Consider the following 19,080-nt stretch of genomic DNA (forward strand, 5'->3'; position numbering starts at 1 on the left):
CCGGTCACCCGGTGTACCCACGATTCGGCCGGATCACCGATCCCGGCCAGTATGACGCATCGGACGCACGCCCGGTTCCGGCTCACAGCCAACCCCGGTCCCTGGCGATCCGGGCCGCCTCGGTGCGGTTGCGGGCACCGAGCTTGGCCATGGCCGAGGACAGGTAGTTCCGCACCGTGCCATCGGCCAGCCGCAGGCGGGTGGCGATCTCGGTGTTGGTCGCGCCGTCCAGAACCACGCCGAGCAACTCCCGCTCACGCTCGGTGAGCGGGTCCGCCGAGTCCCATGCGGCCATCGCCAGCTCGGGCGCCACCACCCGCTCGCCGGCGTGTACCCGGCGTAATGCCGTGACCAGATCACCGACCGGGGCGTCCTTGAGCACGTAGCCGGCGACATCCGCCTCCATCGCCCGGCGCAGGTAGCCACCGCGGGCGAAGGTGGTGACGATCAGGACCCGCACGCCGGAGCCTCGCCGGTTCAGCTCCGCGGCCAGGTCCAGCCCGGAACGTCCGGGCATCTCGATGTCGGTGAGCAGCACATCCGGCCGGTGCCGGTCCACGGCCGCGAGTGCCTCGTCCCCGTCCGCCGCGGTCGCCACCACCTCGATGTCCGGCTGCAGGTCCAGCAGCGAGGCGAACGCGCCGAGCACCATGCCCTGGTCCTCGGCGAGTACCACCGTGATCGGCTCGGACATCAGGTGGCCACCTCGGTCGGCACACCGACGGTGACGGTGGTGCCAGCCGAACCGCGTAGCTGCACCCGGCCGCCGATCGCGGCGATCCGTTCACGCATCCCGCCGAGCCCGTTGCCCTCGCGGACCCTGCCGCCGACCCCGTCATCGGCCACCACCAGCCGCACCTCACCGTCCTGCCTGCCGATACTGACGTGGCAGGTGCGGGCACCGGCGTGCCGCGCCACGTTGGTGACCGCCTCGCGCAGCGCCAGCGCCAGCGCGTGCTCGGTGCCGCTCACCAGGGTGAGGCCGGGTTCCTTCCGCACGGTCAGCTCCACCCCGACGCTACCCAGCGCCGCCCGGGCCGACTCGATCTCGTCCTCGATACTCACCGAGCGCCAGCCGCTGACGGTGCTGCGGACCTCGGAGAGCGCCTCGCGAGCGGTCCGCTCGATCTCGGCGGCCTCGCCGCTCGCGCGTTCCGGATCGGCGGCGGCCAGCTGGCCGACCAGCTGGGCCCGCACGATCACCGCGGTCAACGAGTGGCCGATCAGGTCATGCAGGTCCCGCGCGATCCGTTCCCGCTCGGCCAAGGTGGCCAGATGCTCGCTGCGCGCCTTGTCCACCCGCAGCGCCGTCGCCTCCCGTTCCTTGGCCCCGTTGTCGATCTGAATCAGGCCGATGACCCAGAGAAAGACCACGGACGGGATCGAACCGGGCAGCCTGCCGGCCATCGGCACCGTGGAAACCGCGAACAGCAGGCCGCTCAGCACGGTGAGCCCACCCAGCCAGCGCCAGGTGTTCGGCCTGCTCTCGTACAGCGCGGCGAAGGCACCGGCGTAGACGAACACCACGGAGGTGCCGCTGTTGAACGGGACCGCGCCGGCCCCCAGCAGGGTGGCGCAGGCGCACCAGAGCCGGAACCGGTCGGGGCGCAGGATCAGCAGCACGTACAGCGGCAGGAAGGCGAGCACGACCCCGGCGGCGAGCACCCAGTCCGCGACCGCGGCATGCGGGTCGAAGAACGGCTGGAAGAACGGGAACACCAGGTAGATGAGATGTACCAAGTTCGAGGCCCGCCACAACTCGCCCGCGCAGGTGGCGGCCGTCCCGGGGGCGCGATCGGTGTTCATAGGCGCGCATGACGATACGACAGCCCGGCCAGCCCCGCCGCCACCACGGCCGTTGCGAGCAGCACCAGTACGTGCCCGGCGGCCGCGCCCGCACCGAGCTGGGACAGCGCCAGTTGCGCCAGGTGGTAGGTGGGCAGGTAGGGCGCCAGGTGCTCGACGAACCCCGGCAGGATCTCCAGCGGCATCCACAGCCCGGACAGCACGGCCAGCGGGAGCAGGACGGCGTTCAGCACGGCGGCAGCGGTGTTGGCCCTGGCGCGGAAGCCGACGGCGAGGCTGAGCAGGGCGAACGGCAGCGACCCGAGCACGAGGACACCGCCGATCCGGAGCAGTTCCCCTACCGACGCCTGCAACGACCCGGTGAGCGCCGCGGTCACCGCCAGCACCGCCAGCACCCCGGCCGCGTAGGGCAGGGCCGCGACGAGCTTGGCCGTCAGCGTCAGGCCCACCGGCACGGCGGAGACCCGCTTCGCACGCAGCCAGCCGATCTCCCGGTCCTGCGCGACCGTGATGCCCGGGTTGAGCATGGTCACCGCGAGCACGGCGAAGGTGCCGAAGGTGGCCACCATGCGAGTGCCGTTCGGAACGTCCCCGCCGACCGGCCGGTTGCCGAAGATCGAGACGAACAGCGCGAAGAATGCCACCGGCATCAGGATGGAGAAGAACAGCGCGGTCGGCTCGCGGAGGATGGCGCGAAGCTCGTCGGCGGCCTCGACCCGAAAGATCCGTGCGTTCATGCGCCCTGTCCAATCAGTTCCAGGTAGGTGTCCTCCAGGCTGGGCCTGGTCACGGTCAGTCCGGGCAGTTCACCCTCGATGGCGAACAGCTCGCCGATCAGCCTGGCCGGGGTGTCGGTCTCCCGTTCCTCGGTTCCGGTCGTGCCGGACCAGCGCACCATCGCGGTCCCGCGGCGCCTGCCGCCGAGCGTCGCCGGTGGGCCTTGCGCCACCACGGTTCCGCCGGACAGCACGGTGACCCGGTCGGCAAGCGCCTCGGCCTCGTCCAGGTAGTGCGTGGTGAGCAGGATGGTGGTCCCGCCGTCGGCGAGTGCCCTGATCAGCTGCCAGAACTGCCGCCGCACCTCGGGGTCGAACCCGGCGGTCGGTTCGTCCAGCACCAGCAGGTCCGGCTTGTTCACCAGCGCCATCGCCAGCTGTAGGCGTTGCTTCTGCCCGCCGGACAGTCGCGCGGCCCGCCTCCCGGAGAGCTCGGTCAGGTCGAGCTGGGCCAGTACCGGCCCGGCGGCCGAGCGTTTCTTGCCGCCGCGGACGGCGGCGCCGGTGACCAGTTCGGCCACCTTGAGGGTCGGCGGGAAGTCCATCGACTGCTGCATCACGCCGAGGTGCCTGCGGGTGGTGGCCTGCCTCGGGTCACCACCGGCGACCAGCACCCTGCCCTGCTGCACCCGCAGCAGCCCGATCACCAGGTTGACCAGCGTGGTCTTGCCCGCGCCGTTCGGCCCGAGCAGTGCGACGCACTCGCCCCGGCCGACCTCGAGATCCACCCCGTCCAGTGCGCGGGTCCGGCCGTAGCTGTGCCCCAGGCCGTGTGCCCGCAGGATCCGGTCCATGCGTTCCTCCCTCGCGATCGACACCGAACGATGCCGCGCGAGGCCGACCCCGGGGTAGTGCCGACCCGTCACCCCCTCCCGATGACAAACGTCATCGGCGCTCCGCACCGGAACGCCGGGCTGTGTTCAAGAAGGCGCGCTGGCCTTCGGCCCAGAGCGCGCCCCCGCATCACCTTGTGCGGGCACCTTCTCGAACAGTTCCTAGGCGGAGCGCTCGGTGTCGCCGAGGCGGGGGAAGGGATGGATGGAGAAGATCACCTCCACCGGCACCTCGAAGTACTCGGCGATCCGCAGCGCGAGGTGCAGGCTGGGGCTGTACTCGCCACGCTCCAGGTAGCCCACGGTCTGGTAGTGCACTCCCAGCGCCTCGGCGAGCGCGCGCCGGGAGATCCCGCGTTCCGCCCGCAACATGGCCATGCGGTTGTGGATGGTCTCGCTCATCCTGCTGTACCTGTCCTCACCGGCCGTCACGAGACCCGTTGCAGGGCTCGTTCCCTCCGTTCCAGCACCCGAGCCCCGGACTCACGGCGCGCCATCCGACGAAGTATCACCGGCGCGAGGAGGAGACCCAGCAGGGCCCACACACCCAGCACACCGACGGTTTCCAGGTGGCGCCACGACTCGCCGATCTCGGCCACCACGGCACCATCCGGCAGGAAGGCGGCACGCATCCCGAGTCCGAGCCAGTAGACAGGGAAGAGCTGCGCGATGAACTGCACCCAGTCCGGCAGCAGGACGATCGGATACAGGATCCCGGAGATGGCCACCATCGCCATGATCGGCAGCAGTCCCCAGGTTCCGGCCTGCTGCGGGCCCTTGACCAGCGAACCGAGGATCGTCCCGAACGGAATGGCGATCACCAGACCGAGGAGCAGCAAGATCAGCATGCTCAGCCAACCCGCGATCCCGTTGTACATCAGCCCGTCGAAGAGAAACAACCCGGGGATGACCAACACCGCGAGGGTGGGTATCGCCTCCAGGCTGGTCCGCACCACGTGCCCGGTCAGGAACCCCGCCATCCCGTGCGGAATGGCGCGGAAACGCAGCAGCGTGCCGTCCTCGCGTTCGGTGGCCAGCGCGTACGCCGCGCTGAGTGTGCCGCCGAAGATCACCAGGCCACCGAGGATGCTCGGCATCGCCACGGCGGGCAAGGACAACGAGGTGCCTTCCACCTGCTCGTTCCGGTTGAACAGCAGGTAGGTGAGGATGCCCGCGCTGAGCACGACATAGAAGCCGATGTCCTGCGGGCTGCGCAGACCGCGGACGAACTCCAGCCAGCCGCGGCCCACTCCCAGTCGCATCACGTACAGCGTGTTGTTCATGGCCGAACCTCCTCGAGTCGCAGGTCCCGGCCGCCACCCGTCTCGTGCTCCCTGACCAGCGCCAGGTAGGTGTCCTCGAGGGTGGCCTTGCGCACCTCGATGTCGGTGATCTCCGCGCCGTGCTGCGCGAACAGCTCGCGGACGAACCCGGCCGGATCTTCCGTGGCGTGCAGGAAGCGCTCCTGCCCGCGGGCCCAGCGCACCTCCGCCGTGCCGGCCACCTGCCGGGCCAGCTGGTCGGCGCTGCCGCCGGCCACGATCCGGCCGCCGGCAAGCACCAGGATGCGATCGGCCAGCTTCTCCGCCTCGGCAAGGTCGTGCGTGGTGAGCAGCACGGTGGTGTCGTCGAGGTCGGAAAGCCGGTGCACCAGGTCGTGGAAGTCGCGCCGGGCCCGCGGATCGAACCCCGCGGTCGGCTCGTCCAGGAACAGCAGTTCGGGTCGGCCGACGATGCCGATGGCGACGTCCAGCCGCCTGCGCTGGCCCCCGGACAGTGTGCTGATCTTCTGGTCGGCATACGGCTGGAGGCCGACGGCTTCGACGAGCTCCCCGGTGTCGTAAGGGCGCGGGCAGCCGGGCTCGGAGAAGTGCAGGTAGAACCGGCCGAGGTGGTGCAGCAACTCGCGCACCCGCCACCGTCCGTGGTCCCGCCAGGACTGCAGCACCACGCCCACGCGCGCCCGCCAGGCCTCGCCGGCGCTCGCCGGATCGGCGCCGAGCACGCTGACCGTGCCCGCCGAGCGCATCCGGAACCCCTCCAGGATCTCGATGATGGTCGTCTTCCCCGCACCGTTCGGGCCGAGCAGCGTGAGGACCTCCCCCCGGTGCGCTGTGAAGTCCACGCCGTGCAGTACATCGGTAGAGCCGTAGCGCATCCGCAGGTCACGCACGTCGATCACGGCCGCCGGATCGGCCGGTGGCGTCTCGCGGTGGGAACCGCTGAGCTCGCGAACAGTCATAGATCTCTACCTTCTCAACTCAATTCTACGATCGAAGATAGCAGACCTACTACATAGCAGAGCACCACTACCTCGGCCCTGCTCCGAGGTAGTGGTGCTCTGTGAGTGGAGAGTCCTGGTGTGGCGCCCCTGCAACGCCACACCAGAACCCTCTCAGTCGCCGGGAACTCGGTCGCGTAGAGCCCGGCGGGCTATGAGGTCGCGCACCCTGCGTCGGGCGCGACTGGCAATGCTTTCGGTCGCTCTCCTGGTCGTGCCGAGTAGTCGAGCGATCTCACCATGGGAAAGACCCTGGTCCAGACTGAACAGGACGAAGGACTCCCGCTCACTCAGCCTACCGAAACGGGCGATGATCCAGCGGGCCTGCTCCCGGTCGACCACGGTCTCCTCGGGACCGACCAGGGGCATCGGCAGCAACCTGCGATGCGTCCCGACCTGCTGGGTGGCCACTCGCCTGCGGATATCGTCAACACAGAGTCGCTTCGTCACGCTCACCAGGAACGGCGTCAGCCTGCCGAGGTCCAGCTCACGATGCCCGGCGGCCCGGATAAAGGCCTCGTGCACGATGTCTTCCGCCTCGGTCTCGACCCCGTATCTGGCGGCCGCCCTGATCAGCCCAGGCCGGAGGCGGGCGCACTCACGCCAGAACTCACCGATCTCCACCGAGCAAAACGCACTGCCATTCTTCTCACCCCTGTTCGCCACGGTCTTCCCTTCGCCCACCACAAACAAGAATCCCCGCGGATTGCAGCGGGACTATTCTGGGGGCGCGCTCATCGAGCTCTGTTGCTCAACAGTCACCATGTCATTCCGTTCCATCCGCTCGTACCGCCGTTCGTGGGAAACCGAGACCCGCTAGAGACCTCGCGGTGAGCCTCCTCACTGCGAGCCGATTAGGCCGGGACCGTATTCATGAGTAGAGGCATCCACAAGGCGCCTCTCGACCAGTTGTCGTTAGTTGAAGGGTGAACATGCTTCACAAGCGATTTCTTAGCCTCGCGCCGGCAATCCTGGCGGTGATGGCGACGATCGTGGCCGGTACCGCGCCCGCGGCCGCGAGCCAGCACGACCTCCCCGGCGATGAGTCGAAGGGTGTACTCATATTGACGATCAGCGAAGGTGAGCGGGCGCGACCCGACGCGGCCGGAGCCGTGCTGACATGCGAGCCCGCCGGGGGAACGCACCCACTGAGCGAGGCGGCCTGCGCCGAACTCGCGGCGGTGAACGGAGAGGTCGCCGCGGTCGAACTGGAACCCCAGCGGCCGTGCTACCTGATCTATCGGCCGCTCACGGTCACCGCGCACGGTTCCTGGGACGGCAGGCCGATCTCGTATCGGGAAACTTTCCCCAATGATTGCGTTCTGGATGTGATTAAGGGACCGATTTTCCGCTTCTGAAGCGTGTTGGTTCGATGCGTGACCAATAACGACACTTCAGGTTAAATCGCCGCGAAGGCGTCCGGGGCTCTCCGGATCATCGGTGACCGGAGAGCCCACTCGGACCGGCGGAGACAAAAGTGCGTGCCGTCGCGGAAGAACGGCGACAGATCAGCGCCCCCGCCTGCCGAGTCGGGCCGGGACGACGAACCAGAGCACGCCGAACAACACGCCCACCACGGCGACGAACGCGGCCATCGCGACGAAGCCGTAGACCACTTTGGCGATCAGGGCGACCGTGACGGTCACCGCGGCCGCGAGGCAGACGAGCCCGATCAGCACGGAACGGTTGCCGACCCGCAGGATCTCCGCGCGGAGCCCCGCCCGGAACAACACCCGGTGCCAGACCGCGGGTGCGGTGAGTAACGCCGTGGACACCGAGGCGAGCAGCACGGCCGTCATGTGCAGGGACTTCTCCAACCCGCTCGCCTCGCGAAACTGGCTGGTGAACACGACCGCGAGCAGGAAGCCGAACAGGATCTGCACCCCGGCCTGCGCCACGCGCAACTCACCGAGCAGTTCGTTGACGTTCCTGGTGAGTTGTTCGTTCCGGGACTCCGCGCCGTTCGCCTCGCTGCTCACACTCGCTCCAGTTCAGCCTCCACCACCGGGGTACCCCGGGCACGTTCGTGCCAACCCAGCAGGGTCACCGACCCGACCACCACCAGCAACCCGAGCCACTGCGAGACCGAAAGCGAGGAGTCCAGAAAGGACACGCCGATCAGCGCGGCGGTCGCGGGGAAGGCGAGCTCGGCGAGCGTGGCGCGGGCGGCCGGAGTGGCACGCAGGCCGAGGTAGTACAGCAACAGCGCCAGCAGGCCGGGCACGAACGCGAGCAGGGCGAGGCCGAGCAGGTTGCCCCAGCCGGGCGCAAAGCTCGCGCCCTGGATGCCGACCACGGCCGCGGCGACCGGTAAGCCGATCGTGAACCGCAGCACGGTGACGTCCCGTGCGGACAGCCGCGCGGACACCAGGCGCCCCAGCACGGTGCCCGCCGCCCACAGCGCGGCCGCACCGATCGCGAGCAACGCGGCACGCAGGGCCGTCAGCTCGATCTCGAGCGGGTCCGGGAAAGCCAGCAGCCAGGCCCCGAGCAAGGCGGGCAGCGCGAACAGGGCATATCCCGCCCGCAGCCGCTCGCCGAGCACGAAGAAGGCCGCCAGCATCGCCAGGATGGGCTGCAACTTCTGCAGGACCAGCGGGGTGATCGCGTCGCCGGTCTGGAAGGCCGCGGTGAACAGCGCGGTGGCCGCCGCGGAGGCGCCGGCACCGATCACCAGCACCGCGAGCCACTCCCGCGGCCCGCACCGGCGCAGCGCCCGCAGTGCCGCGGGCAGCACGGGGAGCAGCAGCACCGCCACCAGCAGGTGTTCCCAGAAGACCACTGTGGCCGCGGGCAGGTTCTCGGCAAGCGGTAACCGCAGCAGTCCATCGGTTCCCCAGAGCGCCGCGGCGACCGCTACCAGCCAGGTCCGGTCGGCCGGCGCGCCGACTTTCGCACTCACTCCGCCACCGTACGTTCCTTCCTCCTGGCGTCCGGAAGGTCCACAATGTGAAATGCGACTCGGCGAAACGTCGTACCCAGGGGTTACGGTGCGCGCACCGAGAGTCGGGCAGCGCCTCCGACGCGGGTCCATACTGGTCGGCATGCCGGCAAACCCCGACCGAACCCCGGTGCCGCTGGATGCGCGCCTGGACGGCACCGCGATCGCCGAGTTGCTCGCCGGGTTACCCGCGGAACCGGCCGCTACCATGGCGAAGCGGGCCCGGCCCGCGGTGCGGTTCGCCACTCGCCGGTCCGGCCCGGATGCGGCACCCGTCCCCGGCGCGTCCCGGTTCGGCGGCGACCCGGACCTTCCGGCGGGACTGGCCTGGCCGACCTGGGTCAATCCGCTCGGCGGGAACGAAGAGCCTCGCCCGCTCGGGTTCTTCGCGCAGATCGACCTGGCCACCGTCACCGGTGGTACCGACCTGCCGCTGCCGGCCGAGGGGCTGCTGTCGTTCTTCTGCGACTTCGCCACCGGCGGTGGGCATGGCGGAATTCTCGGGCTCTACCAGCACGAGCACGAGGGGTGCCGGGTTCGGCACTTCCCGCCCACCGCGCTGGTGCGGCGGGCGGCACCGCCCGCCGCGAACCACCTGCCGGAGGCGTCGCTGCTGCCGGTACTGGTCACCACGTTCCCCGAACCGGACCCAGCGAAGCCTGCCGACACCGACTACCCGGCGTGGGACGAGTTCGAGCGAAGGTACGAGCAGCGGCTGGCCGGGGCCGTGCCGGACGGCTGGGCCATTGCCGCACGGCATCAACTCGGTGGGCACGCCCGCAGCATCCAGCACCCGGTCGAGGAGGAGGTGCTCCAGGCCGCGGCAGCCATCTCCCGCCCGGGACATGGCTTCGACCAGGAGCGATGGGCGCGGGTCAAGCACCAGACCGCGGATTGGCGACTGCTGTTGCAACTCGACAGCGACAGCCACCTCGGCTACCTGTGGGGCGACGCGGGCACGCTCTACTGGGTGGCGCGGCAGGGCAGCATCGCCGAGGCCGACTGGCCCGGAGCCTGGTTCAACTTCCAGTGCTCCTGAGATCTGCCGTCCGACAAGAACAGTCCGGCGTGATCGAGTATCCACTGAGGACCACCGGTGGGCGGTCCAGCCGACCCCGGACGCGGGCGGGCGCCCCTGCCGGTTCCCGATCGGGCTTGACCTGAAGCCAGGTTGAGCAAACAGACTCAGCGGCATGACCAACACGACATCGGATCGTCAGGCCGACATCGACGCGATCGAGCGGGTAGTGGCCACGCTCGAACACTCGCAGCGCAACGAGCTACCCGAGGAGTTCATCGGCCTGTTCCGCGCCGACGCCATCTGGACGACGGCGCACGGAAAGCGCCTGTTCGACCGCGCGGAGATCGCGGAGTTCACCCGGCAGGTGCTGCCCGGCGCCATGCGGGACTCCACCGTGACCTACGAGGTCGAGCACATCATGTTCATCAGCCCCGATGTCGCCGCTGTCAAGGCGCGCGGCCGGTACCGCACGCTCGACGGTGAGCCGGCAGGCAATCCCACGAGCCCGCTGTACGTCATGGCGAGGGAGGACGACCGCTGGCTGCTGGTCGCCTGCCAGAACACCGAGGTTCTCGGGGACTGATCGGCGGTCACGCCTCGGGGATGCCGGTGGCTCTCCGGATGCGTTTCCGGCGGGCAGGCGCGGACCGGCGGCACAGCCGGAGCACCACCAACGCCCGTTCGCCACGCTGGCCGGGGACGAGTACCGCCACGCCCCCGGCCAGCAGGACAAGTAGTGCGGACGGGCCGTACCGCAGTGCGAGTGCGGTCGTCACGATGGGCACGGGTGCATCGAGCAGGAACTGGGCACATGTCGCCATAGCGCGTTCCCCTGTTCGCGCGAAGCTCACCCGCGGACAGCACGTCGCGCGTGGTCTTCGCCAGAGCAAGAAACGCCTGCGCCTCCACGGCCAGTCGCCCCCTCCGGCACCGACCACCGAGCCAGGAACAGACGCGTTCCGACCCGATCAGGGTGACATGGGGTGGAAAGACCGTCCAGCGTCCGCCCGGGTGGTTCGAAGGCCGTGCACCCGCCGGATCCGGTCAGCCGTCGATGACCGCCATCGCGTCGACCTCGACCAGGAACTCGGGTAGGGCCAGCGCGGCCACCCCCACCAGCGTGTCGGCGGGGAGGTGCTCGCCGAACAGCTCCGCCCTCGCCGCTTCGATCACCGGGAGGTACTCCGGCCGGTGATCGACCACGTAGATCGTGATCTTGGCGACCTGGTCGGGGCGGGCACCCGCGGCGCCGAGTGCGTGCCCGAGGTTGGTGAACACCTGGCGAGCCTGGGCCGCCAGGTCGCCGGGACCGACGAGTTGCCCCCGATCGTCCTCCGGTTCCTGGCCGGCGACGAAGACCAGCCTGCTTCCGGCCGCGATGACGACATGGGTATAGGTGGGCGGGCTCGGCAAAGACTCCGGGTTGATCAGCTCGAGCGGCATGTTCTCCACTACACCCGAACGAAGTCCGCACAGACAACGTGGGTCCGACGACCCCTGACCAAGCCCGGCCTGCGGATCGGCCCCGACGCGGTCGGCCCGCCGGTGGCTCTCGTGAAGCCGCCGCCCATGCCCGCCTGAACGCCGTCTTGGCCCAGATCGAACCATGACGTAAGTCACACATACAGGAAGCAGGTCACCTGTAGCGGGTACGCGAGGTAGGTTCTCTTTCGCCAAGAAGCCCATATATTTGAGGTGGAGAATGCCGTTCGCGCTTTCCCGTACCCGACGCGCAGTCGCGATCATCGTGATGGCAATCGTGGCAATCACGGGCGCAACGGTCACGACCGCCATCCCTGCACATGCGCAGGGCTACTGGGCGCAAAAATGCGGGCCGGGGTTCAGCCTCTACGGGAAGGCATCCTTGCGACCCGGTGACTATGCGCACGTCCGGGTCTTCAAGCGGCATTCAGGCAGCAACACCGACTGGTGTGCCATCACGGTCCGGCATGGGCTGGCCGAAGGGAATCGCAGTTGGACTGCCGTCAAGCTCGCCCGTGGTCAGTCGTACAACTGGAAAAAGATCGACAGGGGCCACTTCAAGTACTACGCGGGTCCCGTTCGGATCTGGAATTCCCACCACGCGAGTTTCGAAGGCAGAATCACCTACAACGGTGTCAAAGGTGCGGTTTCCGGGGTAGCCACCCCGAGTTCGTAATCAGTGGGCTCGATTCTGACCATCCAGTTCGTGACCAGGCATCGACCTGAAAACCACGCGGCAAGCCGTCAACACATTGACCACACCCGCGTTCAGCCGGTGAGCGTCCGCTGCGGGTCACGGTCGGAATGTGCATGACGGCGTCGAACCACTCGGCCAGCGCCTGTCCGGACAAGTGGTACGCGGCGTCGTTCAATGTAGAGGTCGAGAAACCGGTGGGCGGGGACGCGAACCTACCCATCACCCTGCGAGATGCTTCACCAGCGACAATGGAAAGCATGACCGCGAGCCTGTCGAAGCCTGCACTCCGGATCGGCCCCTACGGCGTCGACCCGCCGGTGGTGCTCGCCCCGATGGCCGGGATCACCAACATCGCCTTCCGCAGGCTGTGCCGCGAGTACGGCGCCGGGCTCTACGTCTGCGAGATGATCACCGCCCGCGCCGTGGTCGAACGTCATCCCGGCACCTGGCACATGATGAGCTTCGACGAGGGTGAGTACCCCCGCTCCATGCAGCTCTACGGGGTCGACCCAGCCACCATGCGGGAAGCCGTCAAAATCATCATCGGCGAGGGGCTTGCCGACCACGTCGACCAGAACTACGGCTGCCCGGTGGCGAAGGTGACCCGCAAGGGCGGCGGGGCCGCGCTGCCGTTCAAGCGCAGGCTGTTCGGCGAGATCATCGCGGCCACGGTGGAGGCGGCCGAACCCGCGGGCGTCCCGGTCACGGTGAAGTTCCGGGTCGGGATCGACGACGACCACCACACCTACCTCGACGCGGGCCGGATCGCCGAGACGGAGGGCGCCGCCGCGGTCTCGCTGCATGCCCGTACCGCCGCGCAGCGCTACTCCGGGCAGGCCGACTGGGCGCATATCGCCAGGCTGAAGGAGGCCGTCCGGACCATTCCGGTGCTCGGCAACGGCGACATCTTCGCGGCGGGGGACGCGTTGCGGATGATGGCCGAGACCGGCTGCGACGGCGTGGTGGTCGGCAGGGGTTGCCTCGGCAGGCCGTGGTTGTTCGGCGAGCTGGAAGCGGCGTTCGCCGGGCGACCGATCCCGCGGGGCCCGAACCTGGGCACGGTCGCGGGCGTGCTGCGCAGGCACGCCGAACTGCTGATCGAGCACGACGGCCCGGACAAGGCCATGCGCGATCTGCGCAAGCATATGGCCTGGTACCTGCGCGGGTTCCCGGTCGGCTCCGACCTGCGCCGCGGGTTCTCCATGGTGTCCAGCCTCGCCGAGCTGGACGGCCTGATCGAGCAACTGGACCACGAGGCGCCCTTCCCCGATGAGGCCGAGGGCCCCCGGGGCAGGCAGGGCTCGCCGGGCAAGGTCACCCTGCCGCACGGCTGGCTGGACGACCCGGACGACCCCTGCGTCCCCGCCGGTGCGGACCTGATGCACTCCGGCGGCTGAGGCCGCTATGCCCGTGAAACGCAGTCTGATCGCGCTTGGAGCCACGCTGCTGGGCTCGATCGCCGGCTGCACCGCGGCACCCGGCGAGCCGGCAGGCGCGGAATACCGGATCGGCCGCTACTTCGCCGCGTTCAACGACGCGGCCGATCAGGGTGACCAGGCCCAGTCGGAGTTCCTGCGGAAGACTCAGCATCCGGACTTCGCCGACCAGGTGTGCGAGTTGAACGGGTTGACCGTGCGGGCCTACCCGGCCCTTTCCACGCTCCGGCCCGACCCCGAATGGGCGCCGGGGGACGCCGAGCCACCCCGCGGGCAGGTGTATGTCCTCGCGGTCTCGCTGACCCTGCGCCGTGCGGGCACGCCACTCGCCGAGCAGATCGGCTCGGAACGCGTCACCATTCTGCGCGATCAGGTGTACGGCTTCGCACCATGCCTGTCCGAAGAGTGAGGTGATCTCAGCGACTTTTACGTGAGTCGGCCGTGTTCGAAATGGGTGAGCACGAGGGCGGCTTGGACGATGTCGCCGATCCTGCGAGGGCTGGTCGTGAGATGGCGCAGCGATCGCCAGCGCCCGGTCAGTAGCGCGAAGCCACGTTCGCCGAGGCAGCGCAGACTGCGCAGCAGCGCGTTGTAGGTCCGGGCGTCCGCATCGAGTGCTCGCCCGTTGGCTGGCTGCTTGATGGGCGTGTGCACACCGATTCCCGCCCCTTCGTAGCCGGGATCGGCCAGCGTGGACAGGTCCAGCCGGGAGGCGGCCCAGTACAGCGCGCCGAGGACCTGGTCGCGGGCCGCGGTCAGGTCGTGCACCGAGCCGGGCTCGACCTCGGAGACCCACAGCGGGAAGCCATCTGGGTCCATCAGCGCCTGCACGTTGCCGCCCGACTTGCGGGCCTTGCCGGAGTACCAGGCGTCGATCTGTTCACCCTTGACGCTGGTGGTCTTCTCGCCGAGCCGATCGGTGGAGAACACCGTCCCGTCCAAGACCAGATGCGGCGCGCCGTAGGCTTTGGCCTGACAAAGCGCATCGTGCAGGTCCGGCGCCTGGGCGGCGAGCACCTCAATCACCTCGGTGAGATAGCGGTAGCCGGTCGCCCGCGAGATGCGGTGATCACGCGCGAGCGCGGCCACGTCGCGGTTGTCCCGGAACCAGCGCAGCCCGAACACGGCCTGTCGAAAACACGTCAGCGCCCGGCTACCGCGGCGGGTGCCGCGCTCGCGACGCTCGGCGTGCAGGAGCCGGCTGAGGAACCAGGCCAGTTCACGCGGCACGTCGAGGATGGCACGATAGGCAATCACGTGGAGTCCTTCTGGTGAAGATCATCTTTGGCGAGAGACCTTCTACCAGGGACTCCACGCCCATCTTCACCCCACCCGCACGGCCTCCAGCAGGTCAGGCGCTACTCACGCACCAACGATCCTGATCTTGCTGAGATCACCTCAGTAGCCGGCGATCACTCTTCGTCCACTTGAGCGATATTCACCTTCTTCCCGCCCTCGTACCTCAAGCACGTCCCCGATCCGGACGAAGTGACTCCAATACGGAGGTGAGCACGGTGCCAGGGGACGGCGGTGACCCGCACAACGGCCGGGACGACCAGGACGGCCAGGACGGCCAGGACACCGACCTGCTCGCCGTACATCAGTCGATCGCCGAGCTGTACGCCGCGCAGGGTCGGTGGCAACGCGCCTACGAGCACCTCCGCTCCGCCCTCGATCTCGCCCGCTGCCACCGCCCGGTCCCGCCCGACCCGCCCGACCACTGCCTGCTCGAGGTCGAGCGGCTGCGCAGGGAGCACGCGCGGGCGCGTGAGGAGAGCCTGACCGACGTGCTCACCGCCACCTACAACCGCCGCTACCTGGATCACAGGCTGGCCGAGTTGCGAGCCGAGCCGGGCGGCGCGGCGCTGGCCATGGTCGACCTGGACCTGTTCAAGGACGTGAACGACTCCTTCGGTCACCGCATCGGCGACCAGGTACTCCGCCAAGTCGTCGCGCTGGTGCAACAGGGACTACCCGCCGGCGCCTGCTGCGCGCGCTACGGCGGTGAGGAGTTCGTGCTGGTGCTGCCCGGCGCCCGCACCGGCGCGGCCGTGGCGCTGGCCGAACGCGCTCGTGCCAGGATCGCCGAGCACGGGTGGGGCCAGCTGTCCGCGGGGCTCGCCGTGACGGTCAGCATCGGCGTCGCGCAACCCCGGGAATGTGGGCCGGCACGGGTCACCGACCCGCATGAGCAGCTCGTCGAGGCCGATACCCTGCTCTACGCGGCGAAGCGAGCCGGACGGAACCTGGTCGCCTACCGGGAATGCGGCGAGATCCACATCGTGCGCACCGTCCGTAGTGGGAATCTCACCCAGTTCCACGGTAGAGACCAGTTTGTATCACTGGATCGCGGCTGACACGGTGGTCTGGACAACGCAGCGTAAAAATGTCACAGGATGGTGTCGTCACGAACGGCGGGTATCCGTACGATAACGAACGCTGCAGTGTCGCCGATCAGAGAACTTAGGGATCACACGTCAGGGGTAATCGAGCCGGGTGACACCGGGGCTCATCCACGAGCGCGAAGGGAGGTTCGGTGCCAGACGACCACGGCCATTCCGGTACCGACCCCCAAGCGGACGACTCCGCGCGTTCCCGGCTCAGCAAGCTGAACCGCCAGCAGCCCACCGGGGGTAAGCGGCGCCGCTCGATGGACACCTACGGCGGCATCAGCGTCTCCGACGTCGTGGCAAGGAACACCGGCAAGCACGCCCGCCCGGACCCCGAGCAGGCACCCCAGCAGGCACCACCACCCCAGGAGGCGCCACCGGCCCCGCCGGAGCCCGCCCGGCCACCGCGGCCACGCAGGCCGGCGAACACCCGAAGGGAAGACAGACCCTCGGCGGCGGAGGAACCCCGGACCCAGCTCAGGGAACCGGCCGCCCCGCAAGCCCGCAGGCAGCCACCGGCGCAGCCCGACACACCGCCCGCGCGACCGCGGCGACCCCCCACGGCACCGCCGGGTCAGCAGACCCCGGCCACGCCGCCGCCCGCGCGGAAGGCGCCGCCACCACCCCAGCAGCGGCCCGCGCGGCAACCGCGCGGCAACCGCACACCGGAACCGGCCGCCCCGGACCAACCGCGGAGACGGGGCCCGCAGCAGAACACCGGCCCGCGACCGGCGCCACCGGCGAGGGAGGGCGAGGCGCGACGGCCAGAGCGGCCGGTACGACCTCCAGCGCAGCCGCCCGCTCCCGCGCCCGCCGCGCAGCAGCAGCCACCGCCGGCACGGCGGCCGAAACCGCCGCAGGGACCACCGCCCGGCCAAGCACCGCCGGCATCCCGGCCTGCCCCACCTACGCAGCAGGCTCAACCGGTGCAGCCACCACAGGGCGAGCGGGACCAGCGGCCTGCCCGGCCCTCGCGAGAGCCGCGTGCCGAGCAGGCCGAGCAGACCAGGGTCACCAGCGCGGCCCCACCGCCACGGCGCCGCCCGCCGCGGCAACCCGCGGCGCCACCGCTGGAGCCGATCGAACTCACCGACCAGCTCGAGCCGGTCGGCGAGGCGACCATGCAGCGCAGGCAGATCGACGAGACGCTGGCCCGCTTCTCCGCCGCGCACGACGAGCTGGCCGCCGAGGAGCAGGAGCGCAAGCAGCGGCGGGACCGGCTGCTCGCGCGGCCGGCGCAGTTGCTGGAGCAGACCAGGACGAAGCTGCAACGCGTGGTGCTGACCGGCGAGCACAAGCGGCCCGACTCGGAGATGGCGGCCGAAGAGGCGGAACCCGCCGAGGAACCGGAGCCGGATCCCGAGCAGGCCCCCGAGAAGAAGTCGCCGCAGACCCGGTTGCAGGAGAAGAAGTCGCGGCGCAACCACCGTTCCCTGCTGACCGCCCGGATCACCGCGGCCGTGGTCGCCGGTTTGGTGTTCCTGGCCACCGGTGTGGGCTGGGGTGCCAAGACCTGGTTCAACGGAAAGTTCAACGAGATCGCCGCGCTGGACGAGGGTTCGAACGACATCCGGAACGCGGCGGGCCAGACGGGGGACGAGAACTTCCTGATCGTCGGCTCGGATACCAGGGAGGGCGCGGAGGTCGAGGACAACGTCGGCTCCGCGACCGCCATCCCAGGGGCCCGCTCGGACACGGTGATGCTGGCCCACATCCCGGCCGACCGGAAGCAGGCCGTGGTCGTCTCCTTCCCGCGTGACCTGGAGGTCTCCCGGCCGGACTGCGAGCGCTGGGACCCGGAGAGCGGGGAGTACGGCGAGGTGGTGCGGGGCGCGACGCAGGTCAAGCTGAACTCGGCGTTCCGAGCCGGCGGGCCGCGCTGCGTGACGAAGGTGATCCAGCAGCTGTCCGGGATGAAGGTCAACCACTTCGTCGGCATCGACTTCAACGGCTTCAAACACATGGTGGATGCGGTCGGCGGGGTCAGGATCCACACCGACGGGCCGGTCAAGGACCAGGAGCTCGGCCTGATCATCGCGGAGAAGGGCGAGGTGGTGATCTCCGGCGACCAGGCGCTGAACTACGTGCGGGCACGGAAGGTCTACGGCGATCCCACCTTCTCCGACTACGGCCGGATCAAGCGGCAGCAGCAGTTTCTCTCCTCGCTGCTGCAGGCCACCCTGTCCAGGGACGTGCTGTTCGACGTCGGCAAGCTCACCGGCTTCGTGAACGCCTTCGCGTCCGCGACCTTCGGCGAGAACATCGGTATCGACCAGATGCTCACCCTGGCGCAGTCCATGCAGGGGTTGCGGGCCAGCAAGGTGCGGTTCCTGACCATCCCGACCGTCGGCGAGGCGAACGACCGGGGCAACGAGGTGCTGCTGGAGGAACAGAGTTCGGAGCTGTTCCGCGCGCTGATCGACAACACCCCGCTGCCCGATGAGAAGGGCAGCCGGCAGGAGCCCTCGGAGCAGGCCCTACCTTCGGAGTGACGATCACCCTCCGCGGATTCGTAAGGCCGGATTCATGTGCGGTTCATCCGGATCTGCGCCGCTGGTGCGGCGCTCGCCGTAAGGTGGCGCCATGCGCGAGGCTTACCACGTCGAACTCGAACAACTGGCCCAGAACCTGGCCGTGATGTCCGGACAGGTCGCGGACGCCATGGAGCGGGCGACTCAGGCACTACTGGACGCCGATCTCGGCTTGGCCGAGCAGGTGATCAGCGATGACGCCAAGGTAGACGACGCGCGGGCGGACTGCGAGGAACAGGCATACGCACTGCTGGCGCTGCAGGCACCGGTCGCCACCGACCTGCGGACCGTGCTCGCCGCGATCCACGCGGCGGAGAGCCTGGAGCGGATGGGGGATCTCGCCCTGCACGTCGCGAAGGCGGCTCGGCGGCGGCATCCCGACGCCGTGCTCCCGGAACAGGTCCGGGACGACTTCGCCAAGATGGGCAAGGTCGCGGTGCGGCTGGCCCGCCAGGCGGAGCAGGTGATCAAGACCAGGGATGTGGACGCGGCACGCAGCCTGGAGACCGAGGACGACGCCGTCGACGAGATCCACCGCAACCTGTTCACCGTGATCATGGGCAACGACTGGCCGCACGGCGTCGCCGCCGCGGTGGATGTGACCCTGCTCGGCAGGTTCTACGAGCGGTACGCCGACCACGCCGTCTCGGTCGCCCGCCGGATGGTGTTCGTCGTCACCGGAAAGATGCCGGGGTATGGCTCGGACGAGGACGTCTGAATTACCCACCGAAATCACACCCAGCTCACCCGGCGTGCCGGGTGAGCCACCGTGCGCGAAAAATACCCGGATGACTGGTTACGTCTCCGTGACGTAGCCGTGATGACGCCCTATTGCCCGGCTCCGTTCACTCTTCATTCACCCGTATTGCCCTGCCGTGTCACGTCG

Annotated in this window: 22 protein-coding genes; 9 read left to right on the forward strand and 13 right to left on the reverse strand. The window is 69.2% G+C overall.

The features are described 5' to 3' along the window. Positions 1-82 precede the first annotated feature (82 nt). The 8 genes from FB471_RS16190 to FB471_RS16225 all read right to left on the reverse strand — a co-directional run bounded on the left by FB471_RS16190 (position 83) and on the right by FB471_RS16225 (position 6,362). Positions 83-694 (reverse strand): response regulator transcription factor, encoded by a 612-nt coding sequence (locus tag FB471_RS16190; protein WP_141999255.1) that lies wholly within the window; start codon positions 692-694, stop codon positions 83-85. Beyond that, positions 694-1,806 (reverse strand): sensor histidine kinase, encoded by a 1,113-nt coding sequence (locus FB471_RS16195; protein WP_141999258.1) that lies wholly within the window; start codon positions 1,804-1,806, stop codon positions 694-696. Before FB471_RS16195 ends, FB471_RS16190 begins: the two co-directional genes overlap by 1 nt. Then, complete coding sequence (locus FB471_RS16200; RefSeq protein WP_141999260.1) at positions 1,803-2,543, reverse strand: ABC transporter permease; 741 nt, start codon at positions 2,541-2,543, stop codon at positions 1,803-1,805. Before FB471_RS16200 ends, FB471_RS16195 begins: the two co-directional genes overlap by 4 nt. Beyond that, positions 2,540-3,376 (reverse strand): ABC transporter ATP-binding protein, encoded by an 837-nt coding sequence (locus FB471_RS16205; protein ID WP_142002027.1) that lies wholly within the window; start codon positions 3,374-3,376, stop codon positions 2,540-2,542. Before FB471_RS16205 ends, FB471_RS16200 begins: the two co-directional genes overlap by 4 nt. A 201-nt stretch (positions 3,377-3,577) precedes the next feature. Next, positions 3,578-3,817: a helix-turn-helix transcriptional regulator gene (locus tag FB471_RS16210; RefSeq protein WP_141999262.1), complete on the reverse strand. Its 240-nt coding sequence runs from the start codon at positions 3,815-3,817 to the stop codon at positions 3,578-3,580. A 26-nt stretch (positions 3,818-3,843) separates the two neighbouring features. Next, positions 3,844-4,698: an ABC transporter permease gene (locus FB471_RS16215; protein ID WP_141999264.1), complete on the reverse strand. Its 855-nt coding sequence runs from the start codon at positions 4,696-4,698 to the stop codon at positions 3,844-3,846. After that, on the reverse strand, positions 4,695-5,573 hold the full coding sequence (locus FB471_RS16220) for an ABC transporter ATP-binding protein (RefSeq protein ID WP_142002029.1): 879 nt from the start codon (positions 5,571-5,573) through the stop codon (positions 4,695-4,697). Before FB471_RS16220 ends, FB471_RS16215 begins: the two co-directional genes overlap by 4 nt. Positions 5,574-5,810: 237 nt before the next feature. Continuing rightward, positions 5,811-6,362, reverse strand: coding sequence for an RNA polymerase sigma factor (locus FB471_RS16225; protein ID WP_170220824.1), 552 nt, complete (start codon positions 6,360-6,362; stop codon positions 5,811-5,813). A gap of 314 nt (positions 6,363-6,676) precedes the next feature. Between FB471_RS16225 and FB471_RS16230 the strand changes: the two genes are divergently transcribed. Beyond that, positions 6,677-7,054, forward strand: coding sequence for an SSI family serine proteinase inhibitor (locus FB471_RS16230; RefSeq protein ID WP_170220825.1), 378 nt, complete (start codon positions 6,677-6,679; stop codon positions 7,052-7,054). Between the two features lie 150 nt (positions 7,055-7,204). Here the strand turns inward: FB471_RS16230 and FB471_RS16235 are convergent, their stop codons facing one another. Together FB471_RS16235 and FB471_RS16240 are read right to left on the reverse strand one after the other, a co-directional pair. Next, positions 7,205-7,675, reverse strand: a complete 471-nt coding sequence (locus FB471_RS16235; RefSeq protein ID WP_141999271.1) for a DUF6328 family protein — start codon at positions 7,673-7,675, stop codon at positions 7,205-7,207. Next, on the reverse strand, positions 7,672-8,598 hold the full coding sequence (locus FB471_RS16240; RefSeq protein WP_246076434.1) for a DMT family transporter: 927 nt from the start codon (positions 8,596-8,598) through the stop codon (positions 7,672-7,674). Before FB471_RS16240 ends, FB471_RS16235 begins: the two co-directional genes overlap by 4 nt. 142 nt (positions 8,599-8,740) lie before the next feature. Between FB471_RS16240 and FB471_RS16245 the strand changes: the two genes are divergently transcribed. Next, on the forward strand, positions 8,741-9,676 hold the full coding sequence (locus tag FB471_RS16245; protein ID WP_170220826.1) for a YwqG family protein: 936 nt from the start codon (positions 8,741-8,743) through the stop codon (positions 9,674-9,676). A gap of 154 nt (positions 9,677-9,830) precedes the next feature. Continuing rightward, positions 9,831-10,241 (forward strand): SgcJ/EcaC family oxidoreductase, encoded by a 411-nt coding sequence (locus tag FB471_RS16250; RefSeq protein WP_141999277.1) that lies wholly within the window; start codon positions 9,831-9,833, stop codon positions 10,239-10,241. Between the two features lie 7 nt (positions 10,242-10,248). Here the strand turns inward: FB471_RS16250 and FB471_RS16255 are convergent, their stop codons facing one another. Together FB471_RS16255 and FB471_RS16260 are read right to left on the reverse strand one after the other, a co-directional pair. Continuing rightward, positions 10,249-10,479: a hypothetical protein gene (locus FB471_RS16255; protein ID WP_141999280.1), complete on the reverse strand. Its 231-nt coding sequence runs from the start codon at positions 10,477-10,479 to the stop codon at positions 10,249-10,251. Between the two features lie 223 nt (positions 10,480-10,702). Continuing rightward, positions 10,703-11,101 (reverse strand): RidA family protein, encoded by a 399-nt coding sequence (locus tag FB471_RS16260; protein WP_141999282.1) that lies wholly within the window; start codon positions 11,099-11,101, stop codon positions 10,703-10,705. Positions 11,102-11,360: 259 nt separating this feature from the next. Here FB471_RS16260 and FB471_RS16265 point away from each other — a divergent pair, with 259 nt between their 5' ends. The 3 genes from FB471_RS16265 (at position 11,361) to FB471_RS16275 (ending at position 13,682) form a co-directional block, all read left to right on the forward strand. Next, positions 11,361-11,816, forward strand: a complete 456-nt coding sequence (locus tag FB471_RS16265; protein ID WP_141999284.1) for a hypothetical protein — start codon at positions 11,361-11,363, stop codon at positions 11,814-11,816. A 269-nt stretch (positions 11,817-12,085) separates the two neighbouring features. Continuing rightward, entirely contained in the window at positions 12,086-13,234 is a 1,149-nt protein-coding gene (dusB, locus tag FB471_RS16270; RefSeq protein ID WP_141999286.1) for a tRNA dihydrouridine synthase DusB, read from the forward strand. Positions 13,235-13,247: 13 nt separating this feature from the next. Then, on the forward strand, positions 13,248-13,682 hold the full coding sequence (locus tag FB471_RS16275) for a hypothetical protein (protein ID WP_141999288.1): 435 nt from the start codon (positions 13,248-13,250) through the stop codon (positions 13,680-13,682). A gap of 17 nt (positions 13,683-13,699) precedes the next feature. Here FB471_RS16275 and FB471_RS16280 read toward each other — a convergent pair whose 3' ends face one another. Next, positions 13,700-14,530: a transposase family protein gene (locus tag FB471_RS16280; protein ID WP_141995486.1), complete on the reverse strand. Its 831-nt coding sequence runs from the start codon at positions 14,528-14,530 to the stop codon at positions 13,700-13,702. A 248-nt stretch (positions 14,531-14,778) separates the two neighbouring features. Between FB471_RS16280 and FB471_RS16285 the strand changes: the two genes are divergently transcribed. From FB471_RS16285 to phoU, 3 genes are all read left to right on the forward strand, one after another. Next, a complete protein-coding gene (locus tag FB471_RS16285; protein WP_246076435.1) occupies positions 14,779-15,630 on the forward strand; it encodes a GGDEF domain-containing protein in 852 nt (283 codons plus the stop codon). Between the two features lie 179 nt (positions 15,631-15,809). Then, positions 15,810-18,155, forward strand: coding sequence for an LCP family protein (locus tag FB471_RS35690; RefSeq protein WP_342779434.1), 2,346 nt, complete (start codon positions 15,810-15,812; stop codon positions 18,153-18,155). A 91-nt stretch (positions 18,156-18,246) separates the two neighbouring features. Beyond that, positions 18,247-18,912, forward strand: a complete 666-nt coding sequence (phoU, locus tag FB471_RS16295; protein WP_141999290.1) for a phosphate signaling complex protein PhoU — start codon at positions 18,247-18,249, stop codon at positions 18,910-18,912. The last annotated feature ends 168 nt before the right edge of the window (positions 18,913-19,080 follow it).

It is taken from the genome of Amycolatopsis cihanbeyliensis (genome assembly GCF_006715045.1).
Lineage (GTDB): Bacteria > Actinomycetota > Actinomycetes > Mycobacteriales > Pseudonocardiaceae > Amycolatopsis > Amycolatopsis cihanbeyliensis.